21 protein-coding genes are annotated in these 18,508 nt (G+C 70.0%); 12 read left to right on the top strand and 9 right to left on the bottom strand.

From position 1 onward, the window contains the following. Positions 1–112: 112 nt before the first annotated feature. Both F6J84_RS15235 and F6J84_RS15230 read right to left on the bottom strand, forming a co-directional pair. Positions 113–1,261 carry a hypothetical protein gene (locus F6J84_RS15235; RefSeq protein ID WP_150974586.1) on the bottom strand — a complete coding sequence of 383 codons (1,149 nt, stop codon included), beginning with the start codon at positions 1,259–1,261 and terminating at the stop codon, positions 113–115. Then, a complete protein-coding gene (locus F6J84_RS15230; RefSeq protein ID WP_150974585.1) occupies positions 1,258–2,253 on the bottom strand; it encodes a hypothetical protein in 996 nt (331 codons plus the stop codon). Before F6J84_RS15230 ends, F6J84_RS15235 begins: the two co-directional genes overlap by 4 nt. Positions 2,254–2,676: 423 nt before the next feature. Here F6J84_RS15230 and rpsF point away from each other — a divergent pair, with 423 nt between their 5' ends. The 7 genes from rpsF (at position 2,677) to F6J84_RS15190 (ending at position 7,433) form a co-directional block, all read left to right on the top strand. Further along, entirely contained in the window at positions 2,677–3,033 is a 357-nt protein-coding gene (gene rpsF, locus F6J84_RS15225) for a 30S ribosomal protein S6 (protein ID WP_150892915.1), read from the top strand. A 5-nt stretch (positions 3,034–3,038) separates the two neighbouring features. Continuing rightward, on the top strand, positions 3,039–3,569 hold the full coding sequence (locus F6J84_RS15220) for a single-stranded DNA-binding protein (RefSeq protein ID WP_150974584.1): 531 nt from the start codon (positions 3,039–3,041) through the stop codon (positions 3,567–3,569). Between the two features lie 58 nt (positions 3,570–3,627). Beyond that, entirely contained in the window at positions 3,628–3,882 is a 255-nt protein-coding gene (gene rpsR / locus F6J84_RS15215) for a 30S ribosomal protein S18 (protein ID WP_047544025.1), read from the top strand. A 10-nt stretch (positions 3,883–3,892) separates the two neighbouring features. Further along, positions 3,893–4,345 carry a 50S ribosomal protein L9 gene (rplI, locus tag F6J84_RS15210; RefSeq protein ID WP_150892758.1) on the top strand — a complete coding sequence of 151 codons (453 nt, stop codon included), beginning with the start codon at positions 3,893–3,895 and terminating at the stop codon, positions 4,343–4,345. Between the two features lie 627 nt (positions 4,346–4,972). Continuing rightward, on the top strand, positions 4,973–6,337 hold the full coding sequence (dnaB, locus tag F6J84_RS15205) for a replicative DNA helicase (protein WP_150974583.1): 1,365 nt from the start codon (positions 4,973–4,975) through the stop codon (positions 6,335–6,337). A 43-nt stretch (positions 6,338–6,380) separates the two neighbouring features. Then, on the top strand, positions 6,381–7,037 hold the full coding sequence (locus F6J84_RS15200) for a hypothetical protein (RefSeq protein ID WP_150974582.1): 657 nt from the start codon (positions 6,381–6,383) through the stop codon (positions 7,035–7,037). A gap of 204 nt (positions 7,038–7,241) precedes the next feature. Next, positions 7,242–7,433 carry a hypothetical protein gene (locus F6J84_RS15190; protein WP_238702537.1) on the top strand — a complete coding sequence of 64 codons (192 nt, stop codon included), beginning with the start codon at positions 7,242–7,244 and terminating at the stop codon, positions 7,431–7,433. A 42-nt stretch (positions 7,434–7,475) separates the two neighbouring features. On the opposite strand, the gene F6J84_RS15185 is transcribed toward F6J84_RS15190, so the two are convergent. The 3 genes from F6J84_RS15185 to F6J84_RS15175 all read right to left on the bottom strand — a co-directional run bounded on the left by F6J84_RS15185 (position 7,476) and on the right by F6J84_RS15175 (position 9,688). Further along, on the bottom strand, positions 7,476–7,763 hold the full coding sequence (locus F6J84_RS15185) for a hypothetical protein (RefSeq protein ID WP_150974580.1): 288 nt from the start codon (positions 7,761–7,763) through the stop codon (positions 7,476–7,478). Positions 7,764–7,912: 149 nt separating this feature from the next. Then, positions 7,913–8,743: an MBL fold metallo-hydrolase gene (locus F6J84_RS15180; RefSeq protein WP_150974579.1), complete on the bottom strand. Its 831-nt coding sequence runs from the start codon at positions 8,741–8,743 to the stop codon at positions 7,913–7,915. 105 nt (positions 8,744–8,848) lie between these two features. Continuing rightward, the gene (locus tag F6J84_RS15175) at positions 8,849–9,688 is read right to left on the bottom strand and encodes a DMT family transporter (protein ID WP_191905703.1); all 840 of its coding nucleotides are present in this window, start codon (positions 9,686–9,688) and stop codon (positions 8,849–8,851) included. A gap of 81 nt (positions 9,689–9,769) precedes the next feature. Between F6J84_RS15175 and pdxR the strand changes: the two genes are divergently transcribed. After that, positions 9,770–11,206 carry a MocR-like pyridoxine biosynthesis transcription factor PdxR gene (gene pdxR, locus F6J84_RS15170; protein ID WP_150974577.1) on the top strand — a complete coding sequence of 479 codons (1,437 nt, stop codon included), beginning with the start codon at positions 9,770–9,772 and terminating at the stop codon, positions 11,204–11,206. Between the two features lie 38 nt (positions 11,207–11,244). Here pdxR and F6J84_RS15165 read toward each other — a convergent pair whose 3' ends face one another. After that, on the bottom strand, positions 11,245–11,691 hold the full coding sequence (locus F6J84_RS15165) for an iron chaperone (RefSeq protein WP_150974576.1): 447 nt from the start codon (positions 11,689–11,691) through the stop codon (positions 11,245–11,247). 150 nt (positions 11,692–11,841) lie between these two features. On the opposite strand from F6J84_RS15165, the gene F6J84_RS15160 reads away from it, so the two are divergent. Together F6J84_RS15160 and F6J84_RS15155 are read left to right on the top strand one after the other, a co-directional pair. Continuing rightward, a complete protein-coding gene (locus F6J84_RS15160; RefSeq protein ID WP_238702536.1) occupies positions 11,842–13,023 on the top strand; it encodes an NDMA-dependent alcohol dehydrogenase in 1,182 nt (393 codons plus the stop codon). Positions 13,024–13,400: 377 nt separating this feature from the next. Then, complete coding sequence (locus tag F6J84_RS15155) at positions 13,401–14,876, top strand: SDR family oxidoreductase (RefSeq protein ID WP_150974575.1); 1,476 nt, start codon at positions 13,401–13,403, stop codon at positions 14,874–14,876. A gap of 4 nt (positions 14,877–14,880) precedes the next feature. Here F6J84_RS15155 and F6J84_RS15150 read toward each other — a convergent pair whose 3' ends face one another. Continuing rightward, positions 14,881–15,270 (bottom strand): NUDIX hydrolase, encoded by a 390-nt coding sequence (locus F6J84_RS15150; RefSeq protein ID WP_150974574.1) that lies wholly within the window; start codon positions 15,268–15,270, stop codon positions 14,881–14,883. Further along, positions 15,267–15,920, bottom strand: coding sequence for a TetR/AcrR family transcriptional regulator (locus F6J84_RS15145; RefSeq protein ID WP_150974573.1), 654 nt, complete (start codon positions 15,918–15,920; stop codon positions 15,267–15,269). Before F6J84_RS15145 ends, F6J84_RS15150 begins: the two co-directional genes overlap by 4 nt. 110 nt (positions 15,921–16,030) lie before the next feature. Here F6J84_RS15145 and F6J84_RS15140 point away from each other — a divergent pair, with 110 nt between their 5' ends. Both F6J84_RS15140 and F6J84_RS15135 read left to right on the top strand, forming a co-directional pair. Beyond that, complete coding sequence (locus F6J84_RS15140; protein ID WP_150892753.1) at positions 16,031–16,666, top strand: DUF308 domain-containing protein; 636 nt, start codon at positions 16,031–16,033, stop codon at positions 16,664–16,666. After that, positions 16,663–17,001, top strand: a complete 339-nt coding sequence (locus F6J84_RS15135; RefSeq protein WP_150974572.1) for an amino acid transporter — start codon at positions 16,663–16,665, stop codon at positions 16,999–17,001. The genes F6J84_RS15140 and F6J84_RS15135 overlap by 4 nt, the downstream gene beginning before the upstream one ends. Before the next feature lie 108 nt (positions 17,002–17,109). On the opposite strand, the gene purB is transcribed toward F6J84_RS15135, so the two are convergent. Beyond that, positions 17,110–18,498 carry an adenylosuccinate lyase gene (gene purB / locus F6J84_RS15130; protein WP_150974571.1) on the bottom strand — a complete coding sequence of 463 codons (1,389 nt, stop codon included), beginning with the start codon at positions 18,496–18,498 and terminating at the stop codon, positions 17,110–17,112. Positions 18,499–18,508 lie beyond the last annotated feature (10 nt).

Here is an 18,508-nt window from a genome sequence, read left to right as displayed (position 1 = left end):
TTCTCCCTTTCCTCCCGCGAGACTGCACGCGCGCCACGAGACAGCGCGCGGCTGCATCCGTTTCGTGGTTTGCCTGCAGTCTCGCGGGAAGAGGGGGACGGGACGGGCGGGCTCAGGGCAGCAGGAACGACCAGAGGGATCCGGACTGCGAGAGCAGCCAGAAGGCGACGAACACGATCACCACGACGATCGAGGCCCACGGGATGCCGCGGCGCAGCCGCCTGCCCCCCGCGGCCACACCGGGGGGCGGTCCGAGCAGGGCGGGCGGGGCGGATGACGGCGCGCCGGATGTGGCCGGTGCGACCGCATCCATCGGCGCCGTGCCCGCATCCTGCAGCCCGGCGAGACGCTCATCCCGCCAGCGTCCCCACTGTGCGAGCTTGTCGAGGAGCGCGTCCACGGCATCGAAGAGCCACGCCCACACCGCGGGGTCCGTCGTCGAGAAGTCGCGCTTCGCGTACAGGAAGAGCCAGTCGTCCACGATCTCGACGTCGAGCGCTGCGGCGTTGTCGATGAAGCGGGCCATGATGTCCGGGGTGAACAGGTACAGCGCGTCACGCTCGTACCCGCTCGGACAGGACAGGGTGAAGTAGCGATCGAAGTCCCCCTCGAGGCCGAGCCGCTGATCGGCATCGAACCGTGCCGGGAGGTTCGAGGCGCCGAACAGCCCGTTGTTGCCCTTCGCGTCCAGCACGATGTGCGGAAGCGGAGTGTCGAGGTGGATCGCCACGTACCCCCAGCGGTGCGTGGTGCGGTTCTTGCCCGAACCGGTCGTGTAGCGGTAGTTGGCGAACTCGACGAAGCGCGGTCTCTCCCCGCGCACGACGTACGACGCCTGTCGGCCCGAGCCGATCCCGAAGATCATCCCCGGGAGGGACGGGGAGTCGATCCGGCCGATGTAGCTCAGTCCGTTCGCGCGGGCGAACATGGCGATCCGGTACGCGCGCTCGCCGGAGCTGCGTAGCCCGCGGATGCCGAAGAACCCGGCGACCGCGAGGATCGCGACCAGCACGAGGCCCGGGAGGAGCGACCCCAGGCCCGCACGGTCTTGCGCGACGGCGGTGATGAACGCGGCGGTCACGCCGACGAAGACGGGCAGGACGACCAGCGCGATGACCACCAGGAACACCGCGCCCACGACGATCCCGGCCGCCGGGCTCGGTGCGGTCCCTGCGGCTCGCTGCGCCCGGGAGAAGGCGCGCAGATCGCTCTTCACGACCGGCGTGGTCAGCGGGGACGGATCGAAGCCGGTCCGGTTCACCGGTTCACCGCATCCGCATCCCAGAGCAGCGACGCGTTCGCCGGAACGGGGAGCGCTTCGATCCCTTCGGTCGCGCAGAGCGCGTCCACGAGGTCGGCGGAGCCCGCGACGATCGTCGAGTCCCAGTCCACCTCCGAGACGAGTACCCAGGCCCGGTCGGCCGGCCAGACCAGGCTCGGCGAGTGCGCGGACGGCGGGAAGCCGTGCTCCTCGGCCGCGCGGTCGCGCCACGGAACGTGCAACGGCCAGTCCGGCGCGGTGAACTCGGCGAGGTCCCCCTGGAAGAGCACGTAGTCGCGCCCGGGGAGCGACAACCGCGGGCCGCGGGAGATGTCGTCGGACAGGATGCCCGGTTGCCAGGTGGGCTTGCGGAACGCGTCGTTCAGCGGATCGCGGATGCTGCGCGCGAGCAGAGCATCGTGCGCCTCGTCCCGGGCGGGGCCGCCATCCGAGGCCATCTGCAGGAACGCCCGCGAGGGGGTAACTCCGAGATGGCCGACGAGATCCCCCCACCCCTCCCACAGGGCGATCGCTCCCCGGTCGGGGGTGCCGGTGTGGGCGACGAGGACTCCCGAGACGCGGGCGAGGAGATCGGCGTCCAGCTCTCCCTGCACGGGCTCGCCGTAGCGCCATCCGGCGCCGTCCCGGGGACCGTCCTCGTGCTCCACCACCACCGCGGGCGCGACGAGCGCCTGCCATTGGGCCAGCGGGTGGAAGGCGGTGCCGATCGCCGCCGCGGTCCGCGCCCACCCGACGCGCTCCACGTCGATCTCGACGTCCGCTTGCTGGAAGGCATCCCACTCCCGCCGGTGCGCACCGTACGGAAGGGGCGGCCAGGGGCGCCCCACGGGCCGGTCCCGGGTCGCGGGGTGGAAGATCCGGGCGTAGGCAGGGTACCCGCGCGGGACCGCATCGTGGATGGTGCCGCGCCAGGGTGTGTCGAGGTGGTCACGCAGCCACTGGCCGGAGGAGACGTCCGCGGTCCATTCCATGCGGCCACGCTACCCGGCGCCTCCGCGGCGACGGACCCGCCGAGGCCGTCGGCGGCCTCCTCTCCCCGGTGTCGACTCCTCTGTGTCGACAAATGTGTCGACACAACTCCTGCACGAGACGGGAGGACGGCCCTCGCGGTGACCGGAAGGCAGGATCTGCAGGAGTTGTGCGGGGGAAGCCCCGGGCAGCACCGCACATAGGCGGGTCGCAGACCGGCGGCGACGGCTCGGACCGGGCGCCCGGGATCGACGCGGATGCGGCCGGGACGGGCATCGGCTAGACTGTGGAGGTTGTCCGGTAGCGCCCCAGCGCGCGTAAGCCCGGAGAACGTGCATTGCACCCTCCTGCTGCCGGGAAATGCCCGGTAGCCGTTCTAGTCCGAAGGAGGTGGGTTAGTGACGCACTCGCACCAGTACGAGCTCATGGTCATCCTCGACCCCGAGATCGATGAGCGTCAGGTCGCCCCGAACCTCGACAAGTTCCTGAAGGTCATCACGAATGATGGTGGCACGATCGAGAACGTCGATGTCTGGGGCCGCCGTCGGCTCGCGTATGAGATCCAGAAGAAGACCGAGGGCATCTACGCCGTCGTCAACTTCACCGCGACGAGCGAGGCCACTCAGGAGCTCGACCGTCAGCTGAAGCTCAGTGAGCAGATCATGCGCACCAAGATCCTGCGCGCTGAAGAGGCCATCGCTCTGGTCGCCGCCGAGGCGAAGCGCTCCGAGGAGAAGGCCGCCCGCAAGGCTGCTGCTCCCGCGAAGGCTGCAAAGGCTTAAGCCTCATGGCCGGCGAAACTGTCATCACCGTCGTGGGAAACCTCACGGCCGACCCCGAACTGCGGTACACGCAGAACGGGCTGCCCGTCGCGAACTTCACGATCGCGTCGACGCCGCGCAACTTCGACCGCGCGTCGGGCGAGTGGAAGGACGGCGATGCGCTGTTCCTCCGCGCCAGCGTGTGGCGTGAGTTCGCCGAGCACGTGGCGGGATCCCTGACGAAGGGGAGCCGGGTCATCGCGACCGGTCGCCTGAAGCAGCGCTCCTACCAGGACCGTGAAGGCAACCAGCGCACGTCCATCGAGCTCGAGGTCGACGAGATCGGCCCGAGCCTGCGTTACGCCACCGCACAGGTGACGCGCGCAGCAGGTGGCAGCGGCGGCGGTGGCGGCGGTGGCGGACAGGCCCGCGCCCAGGTCGCGGAAGAGCCGTGGGCGACCCCCGGCTCGGCCGCAGGCAACGCGAACAGCAGCAGCGGTGGCGGCGCCGACGCCTGGGGAGCCCCGGGCACCTACGGCGACGACACCCCCTTCTGATCTCATATTCCGGATGCCGGTGACGAACCGCATCCGACTCGATTCCTAAGGAAACAACATGGCTGGAAAGTCGAGCGGCGACCGCCGCAAGCCGCGGAAGGGCGCGAAGAACGCTGCTCCCGCGAAGGCGATCCGCGTTGGCGTCATTGACTACAAGGACGTCCCCACGCTTCGCAAGTTCATCTCCGAGCGCGGGAAGATCCGCGCCCGTCGTATCACCGGTGTTTCCGTGCAGGAGCAGCGTCTGATCGCCCGTGCGATCAAGAACGCGCGCGAAATGGCGCTCCTGCCCTACGCCGGCGCTGGCCGCTAAGGGGCATCCGATGGCAAAGCTGATTCTCACGAATGAGGTCACCGGGCTCGGTAGCGCCGGTGACGTGGTCGAGGTCAAGAGCGGGTACGCCCGCAACTACCTCATCCCTCAGGGCTACGCAGTGTCTTGGAGCCGTGGCGGAGAGAAGCAGGTCGCTTCCATCCGTGCGGCCCGCGAGGCGCGTGCGATCCACGCCCACGAGGACGCCGTGGCGCTGAAGGACGCGCTCGAGGCGAACAAGGTCAAGCTGACCGTGAAGGCGGGCGCCGAAGGGCGTCTGTTCGGCTCGGTCAAGAACGAGGATGTCGCCAACGCGGTCAAGGCCGCCGGTGTCGGCGAGATCGACAAGCGCAAGGTGACCATCACCTCCCCGATCAAGTCGGTGGGAGACCACGAGGCGACCGTTCGCCTGCGTGACGACGTCACCGCCGTGATCACCCTTCAGGTGGTCGCCGCCAAGTAGTACCGGCCCGTCAGGGCACGCCGGATGGCGCGGAGTCGAGAGGCTCCGCGCCATCCGTTTTTCCCGGGCGCGGAACTGTTCGGAGCACCCCGTCGGAGGCGCCTCAGAACGCCGCTGGAAGCTCCGGTGTCGGCGCCCGGGGTGGCATCCCGCGGGTGACGGTGCGCGCTCCTGGAGGGGGCGCTGAACGGGCTGTTGCCCACAGCCGCCTGTGCACAACTCGCGCCACGCCGCAACCTTCAAGACGGAGTTTAATCACAGTCCCGCCATCGGCCTGTGGAATAATAAACCCCAGGTCAGCAGGTTGAATCCGGTGCGAGTCTGACACACTCTCCGAGTTATCCACAGCAGTTGTACACAGGTAGCACGGCGTTTCACGCAGTCTGTCCACAGAGTTATCCACAGGTGAGTTTGCGTCTGGGGAGGGGCGACCTTACCGTGGGGTGAGCCTCACGGGAACCCGTACGGAACGGGACGAAGGCGTCACCCGATTCCCATGTCCGAGCATCGTGATTCCATCACCACGATGGCCTCGCGACGCGGTTCGCGCGTTCCCCGACGGGCAGGGTTCGAGCAGGCTTCCAGAACGACACCGCCGGAGTGCGGAGAAGGGGAGGGCGGACACTCGTGTCCATCGCCGACATCTCGCAGGAGCGCATGGGCGGACCCCGCGAGAACGAACGCACCCCACCCCACGACACGCTTGCGGAGCAGAGCACCCTCGGCGGCATGCTGCTGTCCAAGGACGCCGTCGCGGACGTCATCGAGAGCATCCGGGGTTCCGACTTCTACATCCCCAAGCACGAACTCATCTTCGAGGCGATCCTCACCCTCTACTCGCACGGTGAGCCCACGGACGTCATCGCCGTCACCGATGAGCTGATCAAGACCGGCGATCTGCAGCGGGCCGGCGGGGCCGACTATCTGCACACCCTGACCTCGATCGTGCCCACCGCGGCGAACGCGGGCTATTACGCGACGATCGTCTCCGAGCGGGCGCTGCTGCGCCGGCTCGTGGAGGCGGGCACGCGCATCGTGCAGATGGGCTACGCGGGGCAGGGCGAGGCGACCGAGCTGGTCAACTCGGCTCAGGCGGAGATCTACTCCGTCACGGGCGCGGAGACGGCCGAGGACTACGTGCCCCTCACCATCGCCGTCGACGCCGCGGTCGAGGAGATCGAGGCGGCCCGTGGCCGGGACGGCTCGATGACCGGTATCCCCACCGGGTTCGCCCAGCTCGACGAACTCACCAATGGTCTGCACGGCGGACAGATGATCGTGGTCGCCGCGCGACCCGCAATGGGAAAGTCGACCCTCGCGCTGGACTTCGCCCGCGCCGCGGCGATCAAGCACGGCATGCCCACGATCTTCTTCTCCCTCGAAATGGGGCGCAGCGAGATCGCGATGCGTCTGATGAGCGCCGAGGGCGCCATCCCGCTGCAGAACATGCGCAAGGGAACCCTCGATCAGCGGGACTGGACGACGGTCGCCGCGACCCGCGGACGCATCAACGACGCGCCCCTATACATCGACGACAGCCCGAACATGACGCTCGTCGAGATCCGCGCGAAGTGCCGCCGCCTGAAGCAGCGGGTCGGTCTGAAGATGGTCATCATCGACTACCTGCAGCTGATGACCAGCGGCAAGAAGGTGGAGTCGCGCCAGCAGGAGGTCAGTGAGTTCTCCCGCGCGCTGAAGCTGCTCGCGAAGGAGCTGCAGGTGCCGGTCATCGCGCTCTCGCAGCTCAACCGTGGGTCCGAGCAGCGCCAGGACAAGCGTCCCCAGGTCAGCGACCTGCGTGAGTCCGGCTCGATCGAGCAGGACGCGGACATGGTCATGCTGCTGCACCGCGACTCGGTCTACGACAAGGAAGTCCGTCCGGGCGAGGCCGACCTCATCATTGCCAAGCACCGTAACGGTCCGACCGCGACGCTCGAGATCGCCTTCCAGGGTCACTTCTCCCGCTTCACCGACATGGCAGCCGGGATGTAGTCACCGTGGGCACCCTTGGTGCGGATGTTCCGAGGATCTCGCCGTGGACCGCGTGATCGTGATGGGGAGCGTCTTCCTTCCGGGGTTCGTGATGGACCCCCTCGTCTCAGCGTTGCGTGAGCGAGGACTGGTGGCCGAGCGGGTCGCTCCGACGTCCGTCGGAAGCCCGGAAGCGGTCGGCGAGGCGTACGCTGACGCGGCGGCGGGACTCGGCGCAACCATGGCGATCGCGCATTCGAACGCCGGCAACTTCGTTCCCACGGTCGCCGCGGGATCGGCGGTCAGGCGGATCGTGTTCCTCGACGCGGTGATCCCGCCGCTCAGCGGTGGCACGTGGCCCGTGATGCCCGCGCGGATGCGCGGCATGCTGCTGGCCACCGCGAGGCGTGGCATGCTGCCGCCGTGGACCCGGTGGTGGCCGCAAGAGAGCGTCCGCCCGCTGTTTCCCGACGACGCCACCTTCGCGCAGGTGGACGCCAGCGCGCCCTCCGTCCCCGCGGCCTACCTCTCGTCGCACATCTCGGCGCCCCGGAAGTGGTCGGCGGAACTCGTCTGCAGCTACGTGGCATTCGGAAGCGGCTACGCCGACGAGGTGGGCATCGCCGCGACTGCAGGGTGGCCCGTGCGCATGCTCGACCTGGGCCACCTCGGAATGCTGCAAGACCCCGCGATGGTCGCGCGCGCGGTGATGCCCACCTGATTAGAGAAGGGTCGGCAGCACGCCACCCTCCGCGCGCACCGCCGCACCGTTGATGGCCGATGACAGTGGACTGGCCAGGAACGCCACGAGCCGGGCGATCTCGTGGCTCCGTACGGGAGCATGGCGCCGGGGATGTCAACCGCGCCTGCCCGCACCTCTTGACAGGCAAGCAGCAGCTTGCACATTGTGTGCAGCTTGACGGACGTGTACCGCGCACTCGCGGATGCGACCCGCCGGCAGATCCTCGACCTCTTGGAGGTGTGGCCCTGCGTCGAGATCCCCGGATCCGCCGTCTTCTTCGGAACAGGGAGGACGGTGCGGGTGGACGCCGATGTGGACGGCGTCCACCTCGCGAATGTGGGCGACAGTGTTCGGGTCGTCGTGACGGTCCGCTGAGGGATTCCTCGCGCCACCCGCATGATCCCCACGGTCGTACCGTTACTTCGGGGCCGGGATGCCGCGCGCGGCGGCATCCTGAGCGCTCTCCCGACGCGCGAGCACCTTCCCCAGGGCCCGGAACACCACGATGCCGACGATCACGACGCCGATCGACGCGATCCGGACCGTCCAGCTCGCGGGAGTGCCGGGATCCGGCCACAGCCCGAGCACGTTCTGCACGAACCCGGGCAGGGACGGCGGATCGACGATGCTGGTGACCAGGCTCCCCGCCGCGACCACCCAGCCGATCACGACCACGACCAGGACAACGACTCTGACGCTTTTCATTGACTTTCCTCTCACTCGCACTGCCGCGAGCCCCCGGATGGTGCCCGCCAAGAGGTAGTTGACACCCTGTTCTCGGAACACACGCAAGTCGAGAACCGCCCGGATCCGGACATCTGCCCGCAGAATTCGCGCCTGATCGCCCGGCCGCGTCACGACTCGCCCGGCGTGCCCTCCCTCCGCCGGGCGTACGCCGCGACCTGGGCGGCGTGCAGGTCGCCCACCCACTCCCATCCCGGTGGCACCGCATCGCCGATCCGCGGATCGTCGAACGGTCCGCCGTCGCGGAGCGCCACCATGTAGGCGCGGTCCCGGGCGATCCGCTCGCGCAGCCCGACCGCGTCGCAGACCGAGCCGTGCCCGGGGACGAAGACGTCCACCTCCCCGGCGACGTCCTCCAGCACCCGCAGTCCGGCGAGGTAGTCGGCGACGGGGTCACCAGCGCCCGCGATGTCCGGCATCGGCACGAACAGGTCCGAGAGCATGTCGCCGCCGATCAGCACGCGGCAGGTGGCGACGACCAGCGCGGCATGGCCGACGGCGTGCGCGGAGTGCTCCAGCATCCGTACCCCCGGCCCCTGCCATGGCAGTCGCGCCGTACCGGGCGGCAAGCCGGTGATGAGGCCGAACGGCTCCAGCGGAACATCCTCGGCGATCTCCGGCGGTAGCGCTTCGCGGGCCCGCTCGCGCCAGTCCGTGTGCGAGCGGAACTCCTCCAGGAACGCCGCGGCGGCGGCCGTGCCGTACCGGGGGGCGTCGCCGAGAACGGGATGCCACAGCACGTGGTCCCAGTCGGGATGCGTGGCGAAGCCCGCCGCCACGGGGCCGAACGGACGCAGATCGTCGGCGAGGCAGCGCATCTCCGCTGCGGTGAGGCCGGGATCGACGACCAGGACGCCCTCGGCGCCGACGACCACGACGGTGTTGTTCTGCAGCAATGCGCTCCGGTGAACGAGCACCCCGTCCGCAACCGCGGTCAGCATGGTGTGACCCCTCCGGGGTGTCGGCGTACCGGGACCTGTGTCGGCGTGATCGTCATCTGGATCTCTTTTCGTGAGGGGCGGGGTCAGGTGCGTGAAGGAACGGGGTCAGTCGAGCGAGAGCGCGATGATGGCGAGCGTGCAGATGCCGATACCGGCACCCTGAGCGGCGCTCAGCCTCTCCCGCAGTACACCGGCCGCCAGTAGGACCGTGACGGCGGGGTAGAGCGAGGTGAGCACGGCGGCCACAGCGAGGCTGGTCGCACCGCTGGAGAGCACGAAGGTGAGGGTCCCCACGGCTCCGAGCGCACCGGAGGCGCCGCCCCAGCCGAGCACCCCACGAGTGGGCCGCCAGGGTTGCCGCAGGAGCCCCGCGACGCCCACGGTCAGCACGGCGCCGGTCGCCTGGTTGACGACGAGCGGGAGCAGGCCCGCGTCCGGTCCGATCTGCGCGAGGCAGATGAACAGCACTCCGAACCCGGCGCCGGCCGATCCGCCATCGATGAGAGCAGACCCCGAGCGCTGCGGACGCTGATGCCCGGACTCCCGCGAGACCAGCCAGATGCCGGGGAGGGCGACGACGATCCCGGCCCAGACCAGCCAGCTGGAACGCTCGCCGAGGACGACACCCACGAGCACCGGCAGGGTCGCGGCGCCGACGGCCGAGATCGGTGCCACCAGCCCCATCCGACCGCGCGCGAGGCCCCGGAACAGGAAGAGCCCGCCGGCGGCCGAGCCGATTCCGGCCAGCACCGCCCAGGCGATATCCGTCACGCTCGGCAGGCCCGGGCGCACCGCTGCCGCGGCCAGTAGGACGAGGGCGCCGGCGACCTGCCCCACCAAGAGGACCTGCCACGGGGATGACCGCCGCGCGCCGATGCCGCCGACGAAGTCCGACGTGCCGTACGCGACGGCCGACGACAGCGCCAGCAGGACCCCGAGGTTCACGGCACCCAGCCTGGGCGAGGAGCGGTCGGGTGGGAAGACCCACTGATGGACACCGGGAGTGGTCCACTTCATACTGGCCGCATGCCTGTGCAGTGGCGGCGCGCCGGTCCCGATCTTCTCGTGGGTCTCGATCCGGATGCCGGGGCGCTCGGTGTGCAGATCCAGGATCAGGTGCGCGCAGCGATCCGCCGAGGTCGGTTGCGTGCGGATGAGCGGCTGCCGTCGACCCGGCGGTTCGCCGCCGCCCTCGGGGTGTCGCGCGGCACGGTCGTCGCCGCATACGAACAGCTGCTCGCGGAGGGATACCTGCAGTCCGCCGCCGGGTCGGGCACGCGTGTGGCGGCCGGACTGGAGGAGCCGGCTGCCCGACCTGCCGAGCCATCCGTCTCCGCGCCGCCCACGGTGGCGGACTTCGAGTACGGCATCCCGGACCTCTCCTCGGTCCCGCTCGCCGACTGGCGTCGAGCGCTGATCGAGGCGACCCGCCGGCTGCGCACCGCCGAACTGGGAGACGGCGATCCCGCCGGATCGATGCATCTGCGGGAGGTCGTCTCGGCGTACCACCGACGCGTGCGGGCGGGATGCGCTGTCGCCACGGAGACCGTGATCGTCGCGGGCTTCCGGGAAGGGCTGTCGTTCGCGCTCGCCGCGCTGAGGCGCCATGGCATCGCCGACGTCGCGGTGGAGGACCCCGGGCCCCACGAGCAGGACGTCCTCGTCCGCCGCGCCGGACTGCGGCCGCTGCCGGTGGCGGTCGATGACGGGGGCATCGACGTCGCCTCGCTCGGACGCAGCGGTGCGCGCGCCGTGCTGCTGACCCCGGCTCACCAGTGTCCGACCGGGGTGGTGCTGTCCCCCGCGCGGCGCCGCAGGCTCATCGCGTGGGCGTCGCGGGTGGACGGCGTGATCCTCGAAGACGACTACGACGCGGAGTTCCGGTACGACCGGCGACCGGTGGGGTCCCTGCAGGGGCTCGCGCCCGGACGGGTCATCGCGCTGGGTTCGGTGAGCAAGACGCTCGCGCCCGCCATCCGGATCGGCTGGGTGCTCGCGCCAAAGCGCTTCGCCGCCGTCATCGCCGACGAGAAGCGTCTGTGCAGCCGAGGCGCGCCGGGCATCGATCAGGAAGCGCTGGCGCTGCTCATCGAGACCGGTCGCTACGACCGGCATCTGCGGCGTATGCGTGATGTCTACCGGCTGCGGCGGGACGTGCTCGTGGCCGAAGCCGAACACGCGTTCGGGCGCGGCAGTATCCAGGGGTCGGCGGCGGGATGTCACGTCCTGCTGCGACTGCCTGAGGGCGTCTCGGAGCGCACGGTCGTCGCGGACGCGGCCGGTCGCGGGGTCAGGGTGCACGGCCTCGAGCGCTATCGCTTCCCGCGGGGTGACGCCGACGTCGCCGCGGCACGCGTCCCGTCCCTCGTACTGGGATTCGGCAACGTCGACGCGGAGCGCATCCGTCAGGGGATACGGGTGCTGGCGGATGCCGCGCGCCGCGCAGCGGCATCCGATCACTGACGCATCGACGCGAGGGTCAGCCGGTGTGAGACGAGCGGTCAGCCGACGGCTCTGGACACGAGGTCGGACACCCGCTCCCGGACCGCCGGCGACCACGTCCGCACGGCGAATCCGATCGGCCACATGTCGCCGTCATCGAGCTTCGCCCGGTCCTCGAAGCCGATGGTCGCGTACCGGGTCTTGAACTTCCCCGCGGGCTGGAGGAAGACGACGATCTTGCCGTCCGCGTTCGCGTAGCCGGGCATGCCGTAGTAGGTCTTGGGGACGAGTCCCGGGGCTACGTCCGTGACGACCGCGTGCAGTCCCTCGGCGAGGGCGCGGTCCGGCGCGTCGAGCTCGGCGATCGCCTTCAGCACGGACGCCAGCCCCGCTTCCCGGTTCCTGCCGGCCTTCTCCTGCTCGCGCAGCTCTTTCGCCCGCTGCTTGACGGCGTCACGTTCCTCCTTCGAGAGTCCGTCGGAAGGGGTCTTCGACTTCTCCACCATGCTCGGCTCCTCTGCCGTGTCCGATCCACCGCGCTCGTGGCGCGCGCCATTCTCGTCCATCTTGAGCGGATTCCCCCCGCGATGTCGATGCCGCCGGGCGGAAGACCCCTCGGTCACCATCCGCCCCCGCACTACGGTGAGCGGAACTCGGTGACGACGCCGTCCGACGGCCCGCCGGGCGGAGAGGCGGGCAGGATCGTGAGGACGCGTGCCGTCGTGCTGGACGAGAACAGCACGGAGTTCGAGATCAGGGAACTGGAGCTGGACGAGCCCGGCGTGGGCGAGGTGCTCATCCGCTACGTGGCCTCCGGGCTCTGCCACTCCGACCTGCACTCCCTGGATCGGAGCATCACGCCGCGGCTGCCGATGGTGATGGGCCATGAGGGATCCGGCGTCGTGGAGCGGGTCGGACCCGGCGTGACGCGACTGAGTCCCGGCGATCACGTGGTCTGCAGCTTCGTCCCCTCCTGCGGGACGTGCCGGTACTGTGCCACGGGGCGGTCGGCTCTGTGCGACCTGGGCGCGAATGCGCTCACCGGGCTGATGCCGAACGGGGGCTTCCGGTTCCACGACGATGCCGGCCGTGACTACGGGGCATGGTGCACCCTGGGAACCCACGCTCAGCGGGCGACCGTGCCCGAGGGCTCCGTCGTGAAGATCGATCCGTGGATCCCCCTGGAGGTCGCCGCCCTCGTCGGATGCGGCGTCCCGACCGGATGGGGGAGCGCCCTCACGGCCGGCGGCGTGGGAGTGGGCGACATCACCGTGGTCTACGGCGCGGGCGGCATCGGAGTCAATGCGATCCAGGGCGCGGTGCACGGCGGCGCGAAGTACGTCATCGCCATCGATCCGGTCGCGTACAAACGGGACACGGCACTCGACTTCGGTGCCACGCACGTCTTCGCCACGGCGGAGGATGCGGCGGAAGCGATCACGGAACTGTCGTGGGGGCAGGGCGCCGATCAGGCGATCGTCACCCCCGGCGTCGCGCACGAGGAGATCATCACCGCGGCCGTGGCGGCGGTAGGGAAGGGCGGGACCGTGGTCCTCACCGCGTTCGCGGGGCTCGACGTCACGAACATTCGGCTGCGCAGCGCGGAGATCACCCAGAACCAGAAGACGATCAAGGGAGCCCTCTTCGGTTCCCTGAACCCGCACTACGACATCGTGAAGCTGTTGCGTCTCTACGACGCGGGCAAGCTCAAGCTCGACGAACTGGTGACGCAGCGGTACACGATGGACCAGGTCAACGAGGGCTACGCCGACATGCTCGAGGGTCGGATCATCCGCGGGCTCATCATCCACGACACGTCGTCGACGGCGCCGGAGTGACCGGGATCGAGCACGGTTGGGCACAACTCCTGCGATAGTCCCGCCCTCACGGCACCGGAGGTGCCGGATGGGGGGTGTTGCAGGAGTTCTGTCGCCGGCTCAGTCGATCGGCGGGGCGGTGACCGCCCCCGGGGGACGTCAGAAGCGCAGGTCGGCGATCGTGGTCACCGGGTAGTGCGCCGGGTCCCCGGCGGTGCGCCGGATGAGGGTGGCGCGCGGGCGGCCGCACAACTCCTGCCGGACCGGCCGTTCCTGCCCGCGAGCACGCGACGCGGCGCGTTCTGCAGGAGTTGTGCAGGGCCCCGGCCGTCCAGGCTCGGCGACGCGTGGAGCGCCGCGCTCAGCCGGCGCACACGACACGCTCGATACAGTGTCCTGTGCCCTCCGTCCCCTCCGATGCCGCCCCCGCACCCTCGATCGACCCCGCAGACCTCGCCATCGCGCTGCGCGTCCTGGAGGAGGCCGAAGCGCTCGATCGCGAGTCGCCGGACTACCTGACGCTGCGGCGCGCCACCGGGAAGCTCTACAAGGCCGTCAAGCAGGAGGGCCGCCGGGCGAAGCGCCAGAAGATCGCGGATGCCGACCGCGCCGTCGTCGCGGCCACCGCCACCGGCGCGCCGGACCGTATCGACGACGAGACCCGCGGCATCCCGCTCGCCGTCCGGGTCGAGGCGCCCATCGCCGGCGAGCTCATCAAGCCGCGCGCGTGCTACATCTGCAAGGAGCTGTACACGCTGGTGGATGCCTTCTACCACCAGCTGTGCCCCGAATGCGCGGCGATGAGCCACGAGAAACGCGACGCCCGCACCGATCTGACCGGCCGGCGCGCGCTGCTGACCGGAGGCCGCGCCAAGATCGGCATGTACATCGCGCTGCGCCTGCTCCGCGACGGTGCGCACACGACGATCACCACGAGATTCCCGCGCGACGCCGTCCGGCGGTTCACGGCGCTCCCGGATTCGGGGGAGTGGCTGCACCGGCTGAAGGTCGTCGGCATCGACCTGCGCGACCCCGCGCAGGTGATCGGTCTGGCCGACGCGGTCGCCGCCGACGGTCCCCTCGACATCCTGATCAACAATGCGGCGCAGACCGTGCGGCGTTCCCCGGGCGCGTACAAGCCCCTCGTGGATGCCGAGCTGGCACCGCTCCCGACCGGGCCGCTGCCGGAACTCCTGACGTTCGGCCACACGAGTGACGCCCACCCGCTGGCCCTCGCGCAGTCCGTCTCGTCGCACCCGATCCTGGCGGCCGCCGCGCGGACCGCGGAGGAGCTGACGGCGGAGGCCATGGCGGCGGGATCGTCCTCCCTGGAGCGGCTGGCGGCGGGCACGGCGATCGACGCCGGGGGCCTCGTGCCGGACGAGAACCACATCAACAGCTGGACTCAGCACGTCGACCAGGTGGAGCCGCTGGAGATGCTGGAGGTGCAGCTGGCCAACATGACGGCGCCGTTCCTGCTCATCAGCCGGCTGCGCGCCTCCCTCGCCGCCTCCCCGGCGCGCCGCACCTACGTCGTCAACGTCTCGGCGATGGAGGGGGTCTTCGGCCGCGGGTACAAGGGGCCGGGCCACCCGCACACCAACATGGCGAAGGCCGCGCTGAACATGCTCACCCGCACCAGCGCCCGGGAGATGTTCGAGACGGACGGCATCCTGATGACGGCCGTCGACACCGGATGGATCACCGACGAGCGTCCGCACTTCACCAAGGTGCGTCTGGCGGAGGAGGGCTTCCACGCCCCGCTCGACCTCGTCGACGGTGCGGCGCGCGTCTACGACCCCATCGTCCGCGGCGAGGCCGGCGAGGACCTGTTCGGCATCTTCCTGAAGGACTACCGCCGCAGCTCCTGGTGAGCCCTCAGCCCGCCAGGAAGTAGGCGAGCGCGAGCGGGGCGACCTCGAGCCCATCGGCGTCGGTGCGTCCGACCCATCGCAGCTCCGCGATCTCCGCGGCGACCACCGGCGTCGCATCGCCGATGTCGACGGCGAACACGTCCGCCACGACCTCGTGCCCGCGTTCGTTGGCCGCCGGGGCGGTGAAGCGCCCGAGCGCGCGCAGGCGCGACTCGGGGACGTGCACGCCGATCTCCTCGGCGAGCTCCCGCACCAGCGTCTGGGCGGGGGACTCACCCGGTTCGGGTTTGCCGCCGGGCTGCATGAACGCGGTCGTGCCGCTCTTGCGCACCAGCAGCAGGCGGCCTTCGGCGTCCGTGATGACGGCGGCCGACACGTGGATGGGCGCGGTCACGCGGGATCCGTCCGATCCGTATCCGTGAGCCAGGCCACGACGATGTCGCCGATCATGCGGCGCAGGTGATCACGGCGCGCGGGATCGAGGAGATCGCGATCGAAGAGGTACCCGAACGTGTACTGGTTCGCGACCTGGAAGAAGCAGTACGAGCTGATGAGCAGGTGCACATCGAGCGCGTCGACGTCGGAGCGGAAGGTCCCCTCGGCGCGGCCGCTGGTCAGGGCGACGTCCAGGACGCCGAGCGCCGGCGCGTTGAGCGTGCGCAGGGATTCGATCTTGCGGATGAAATCGCCCCGGTGGATGTTCTCGATGGAGACGAGACGGATGAAGTCGGTGTGCTCCAGGTGGTGGTCGTACGTGAGCTCGGCGATCCGCCGCACCGCCTCGACCGGCGGCAGGTCTCCGACGTGCAGGGCCTGCTCGGCATCCCGGATGCTGCGGTAGGCGTTCTCCAGGACGGCGAGGTAGAGCCCCTCCTTGCCGCCGAAGTAGTAGTAGATCATCCGCTTGGTCGTGCGGGTGCGCGCGGCGATCTCGTCGACGCGGGTACCGGAGTACCCCGATTCGGCGAACGTCCGCGTCGCGATCTCCAGGAGTTCCGCCCGGGTGCGTTCGGCGTCGCGCTGGCGGATGGCGGGCTCGGTCACACCGCCAGCCTAGTGAGGGCGCGGGGGCCCTCCCCGGCATACTCCCACGGTGCACAACCTAGACTGGAGGCATCCCACCACCCGTCCCGCAGATCCGGATGAGTCCCACCATGACCGACGGTCCCGCCGCGCGCGCCTTCCTGCCGCGCCACGTGCAGATGCTGCGCGCGCTCTTCGCGATCGTCGCCGGCGTGATGATCACCTTCTCGCCGGACCACTCCGCATCCGTCGGACTCTCCGTCTTCAGCGGCTACGCGATCGCGACCGCGCTGGTGATGCTGATCGGCGCGTGGCTCGTGTTCGACCGGGGGAGTCGCGCACTCCCGATCACGCTGGGCGTGCTGGCCCTGCTCGCGGGAATGGCGTCGGGGATACCCGGGTTCCGCACGACCGAGGTGTTCTTCGGCGTGGTGATCGTCTGGGCCCTGCTCTCCGGTCTCGTGGAGGGCATCGCCGGCATCCGTGCGATGCGGCGCACGCCCCGCGGGTCCGCGGAGCACTCGGACGCCCGTGATTCGCTCACCGTCGGCATCGTCGCCGTCGTGCTGGGTCTGGCCCTGCTGTTCGTCCCCACCCGGTACGCACTGTCGTACTACATCGATGAAGCCCAGCAGTCGTTCACGCTGACGGGCATCACGATCGGCGTGGGCCTGTTCGGCGCATACGCCGCGATCGTCGGGATCTACCTGGCCATCGCCGCATTCTCACCGCGCCGCGAGCCGGCTATCCCGGAGGCACAGTCATGACCGATAAACCCACCCGCCGCGACCTGATGAAGCCGGTCCAGCTGCTCGGACTCGCCTTCGTCGCCGCGCTCTTCGCCGGCGTCGTGACCCTCGTCTCGATGGGCTTCTTCCAGAACGGCGACAAGTCCGGCAACGCCCTCATGATCGGCGGGATCGTCGCCGGGATCACGTTCATCGTGGTGCTCGTCGTGACCGCCCTGCTCATCCTCGCTGTGGACCCGGCGGACGTCACCAAGACCCTGGACCGCCCCGTGCTGCTGCCGAAGGAAGAGTCCGCCGGCGACGCGGCATCCGACCCGGACGCGACCCCGGGCAGCACGCCCCCGACGCGCTGACACCCGCCCGTACGGGCGCCCTCGTCATCCCGCGAGACTGCAGGCGATCCACCAGACGGACGTCGTCACGCGCTGTTTCGTGGTTCGGCTGCAGTCTCGCGAGGCGGACTACGGCCGGATGAGCCGGTCGACCAGGGACTCGGCGAGCCCCACGTAGGTCGCCGGAGTCAACGCCAGCAGGCGCTCCTTCGCGGCATCCCCGATGTCGAGGCCCTGCACGAACTCGGCGAGCTCCGCGGCGCCGACCCGGCGCCCGCGGGTGAGTTCCTTCAGCAGCGCATACGGGTCGCTGATCTGCGAGCGCCCCGCGGTGACCTCCGCGCGCACGACGGTCTGGATGGCCTCGGCGAGCACCTCCCAGTTGCCGTCGAGATCGTCCAGCAGCACCGGCCGCGCCAGCGAGATCTCGCTGAGGCCGCGCAGCAGGTTGTCGAGCGCCAGCAGCGAGTGCCCGAACGCGACGCCGATGTTGCGCTGGGTCGTCGAGTCGGTGAGGTCCCGCTGCATCCGGGAGGTGACGAGCGTCGAGGCGAGCGTGGCGAACAGTCCGCCCGCGATCTCCAGGTTCGCCTCGGCGTTCTCGAAGCGGATCGGGTTGATCTTGTGCGGCATGGTCGACGACCCGGTGGCGCCGGCGACCGGGATCTGCGCGAAGTAGCCGAGCGAGATGTAGGTCCAGATGTCCGTGGCCAGGTTGTGCAGGATGCCGCCGGCGTGCCGCGCCCGGTCGTACAGCTCGACCTGCCAGTCGTGGGACTCGATCTGCGTGGTCAGCTCGTTGAAGCCGAGCCCGAGCCCCTCGATGAACGCGCGCGAGATCTCGATCCAGTCGACGTCCGGTTCGGCGGACAGGTGAGCCGACCAGGTGCCGGTCGCGCCGGAGAACTTCGCGAGGAACTCGGACCCGTCGAGCTGGCCGAGCACCCGCTCCAGGCGCCACACGAAGACCGCGAGTTCCTTGCCCATGGTCGTCGGCGTGGCCGGCTGGCCGTGGGTGCGGGCGAGCATCGCCGCATCCTTCAGCTCCACCGAGACCTCGCCGAGGCGCGTCGTCACGGCGCGCAGCTTCGGCAGCCACACCTGCGTGACGGCGCGCTGGACGGTGAGCGCGTACGCCGTCGAGTTGATGTCCTCGCTCGTGCACGCGAAGTGGGTGAGCTCGGCGATCCGGTCGAGCCCGAGCGCGGTGAGGCGATCGCGGACGAGGTACTCCACGGCCTTCACGTCGTGGCGGGTGACCGCCTCGCGCTCGGCCAGCCAGTCGATCTCGGCCTGCCCGAACTCGAGGTACAGCGCGCGCAGGCTCTGCTTCTCGGCGGCGCTGAGCGCGGTCGTGCCGAAGAGGCCGCGGTCGGTGAGGGCGATCAGCCACTCCACCTCGACCTCGACGCGGGCGCGGTTGAGACCGGCCTCGGAGAGGAACTCGCCGAGCGGGGCGACGGCGGCGCGATAACGGCCGTCGAGCGGGCTGAGTGGTTGAACGGGGAAAGTCGACACGGTACTCCGT

The organism is Microbacterium caowuchunii (assembly GCF_008727755.1).
Lineage (GTDB): Bacteria > Actinomycetota > Actinomycetes > Actinomycetales > Microbacteriaceae > Microbacterium > Microbacterium caowuchunii.
This window is presented reverse-complemented; position numbering and strand designations above follow the sequence as displayed.

Excerpts from the sequence above, each read along its gene's own strand:
- F6J84_RS15230 (WP_150974585.1), bottom strand. The coding sequence starts at position 2,253 with ATGGAATGGACCGCGGACGTCTCCTCCGGCCAGTGGCTGCGTGACCAC.
- F6J84_RS15165 (WP_150974576.1), bottom strand. The coding sequence starts at position 11,691 with ATGGTGGAGAAGTCGAAGACCCCTTCCGACGGACTCTCGAAGGAGGAA.
- F6J84_RS15180 (WP_150974579.1), bottom strand. The coding sequence starts at position 8,743 with ATGCTGACCGCGGTTGCGGACGGGGTGCTCGTTCACCGGAGCGCATTG.
- rpsF (WP_150892915.1), top strand. The coding sequence starts at position 2,677 with ATGGTCATCCTCGACCCCGAGATCGATGAGCGTCAGGTCGCCCCGAAC.
- F6J84_RS15140 (WP_150892753.1), top strand. The coding sequence starts at position 16,031 with ATGACCGACGGTCCCGCCGCGCGCGCCTTCCTGCCGCGCCACGTGCAG.
- pdxR (WP_150974577.1), top strand. The coding sequence starts at position 9,770 with ATGCCTGTGCAGTGGCGGCGCGCCGGTCCCGATCTTCTCGTGGGTCTC.
- F6J84_RS15135 (WP_150974572.1), top strand. The coding sequence starts at position 16,663 with ATGACCGATAAACCCACCCGCCGCGACCTGATGAAGCCGGTCCAGCTG.
- F6J84_RS15185 (WP_150974580.1), bottom strand. The coding sequence starts at position 7,763 with ATGAAAAGCGTCAGAGTCGTTGTCCTGGTCGTGGTCGTGATCGGCTGG.
- F6J84_RS15220 (WP_150974584.1), top strand. The coding sequence starts at position 3,039 with ATGGCCGGCGAAACTGTCATCACCGTCGTGGGAAACCTCACGGCCGAC.
- rplI (WP_150892758.1), top strand. The coding sequence starts at position 3,893 with ATGGCAAAGCTGATTCTCACGAATGAGGTCACCGGGCTCGGTAGCGCC.
- rpsR (WP_047544025.1), top strand. The coding sequence starts at position 3,628 with ATGGCTGGAAAGTCGAGCGGCGACCGCCGCAAGCCGCGGAAGGGCGCG.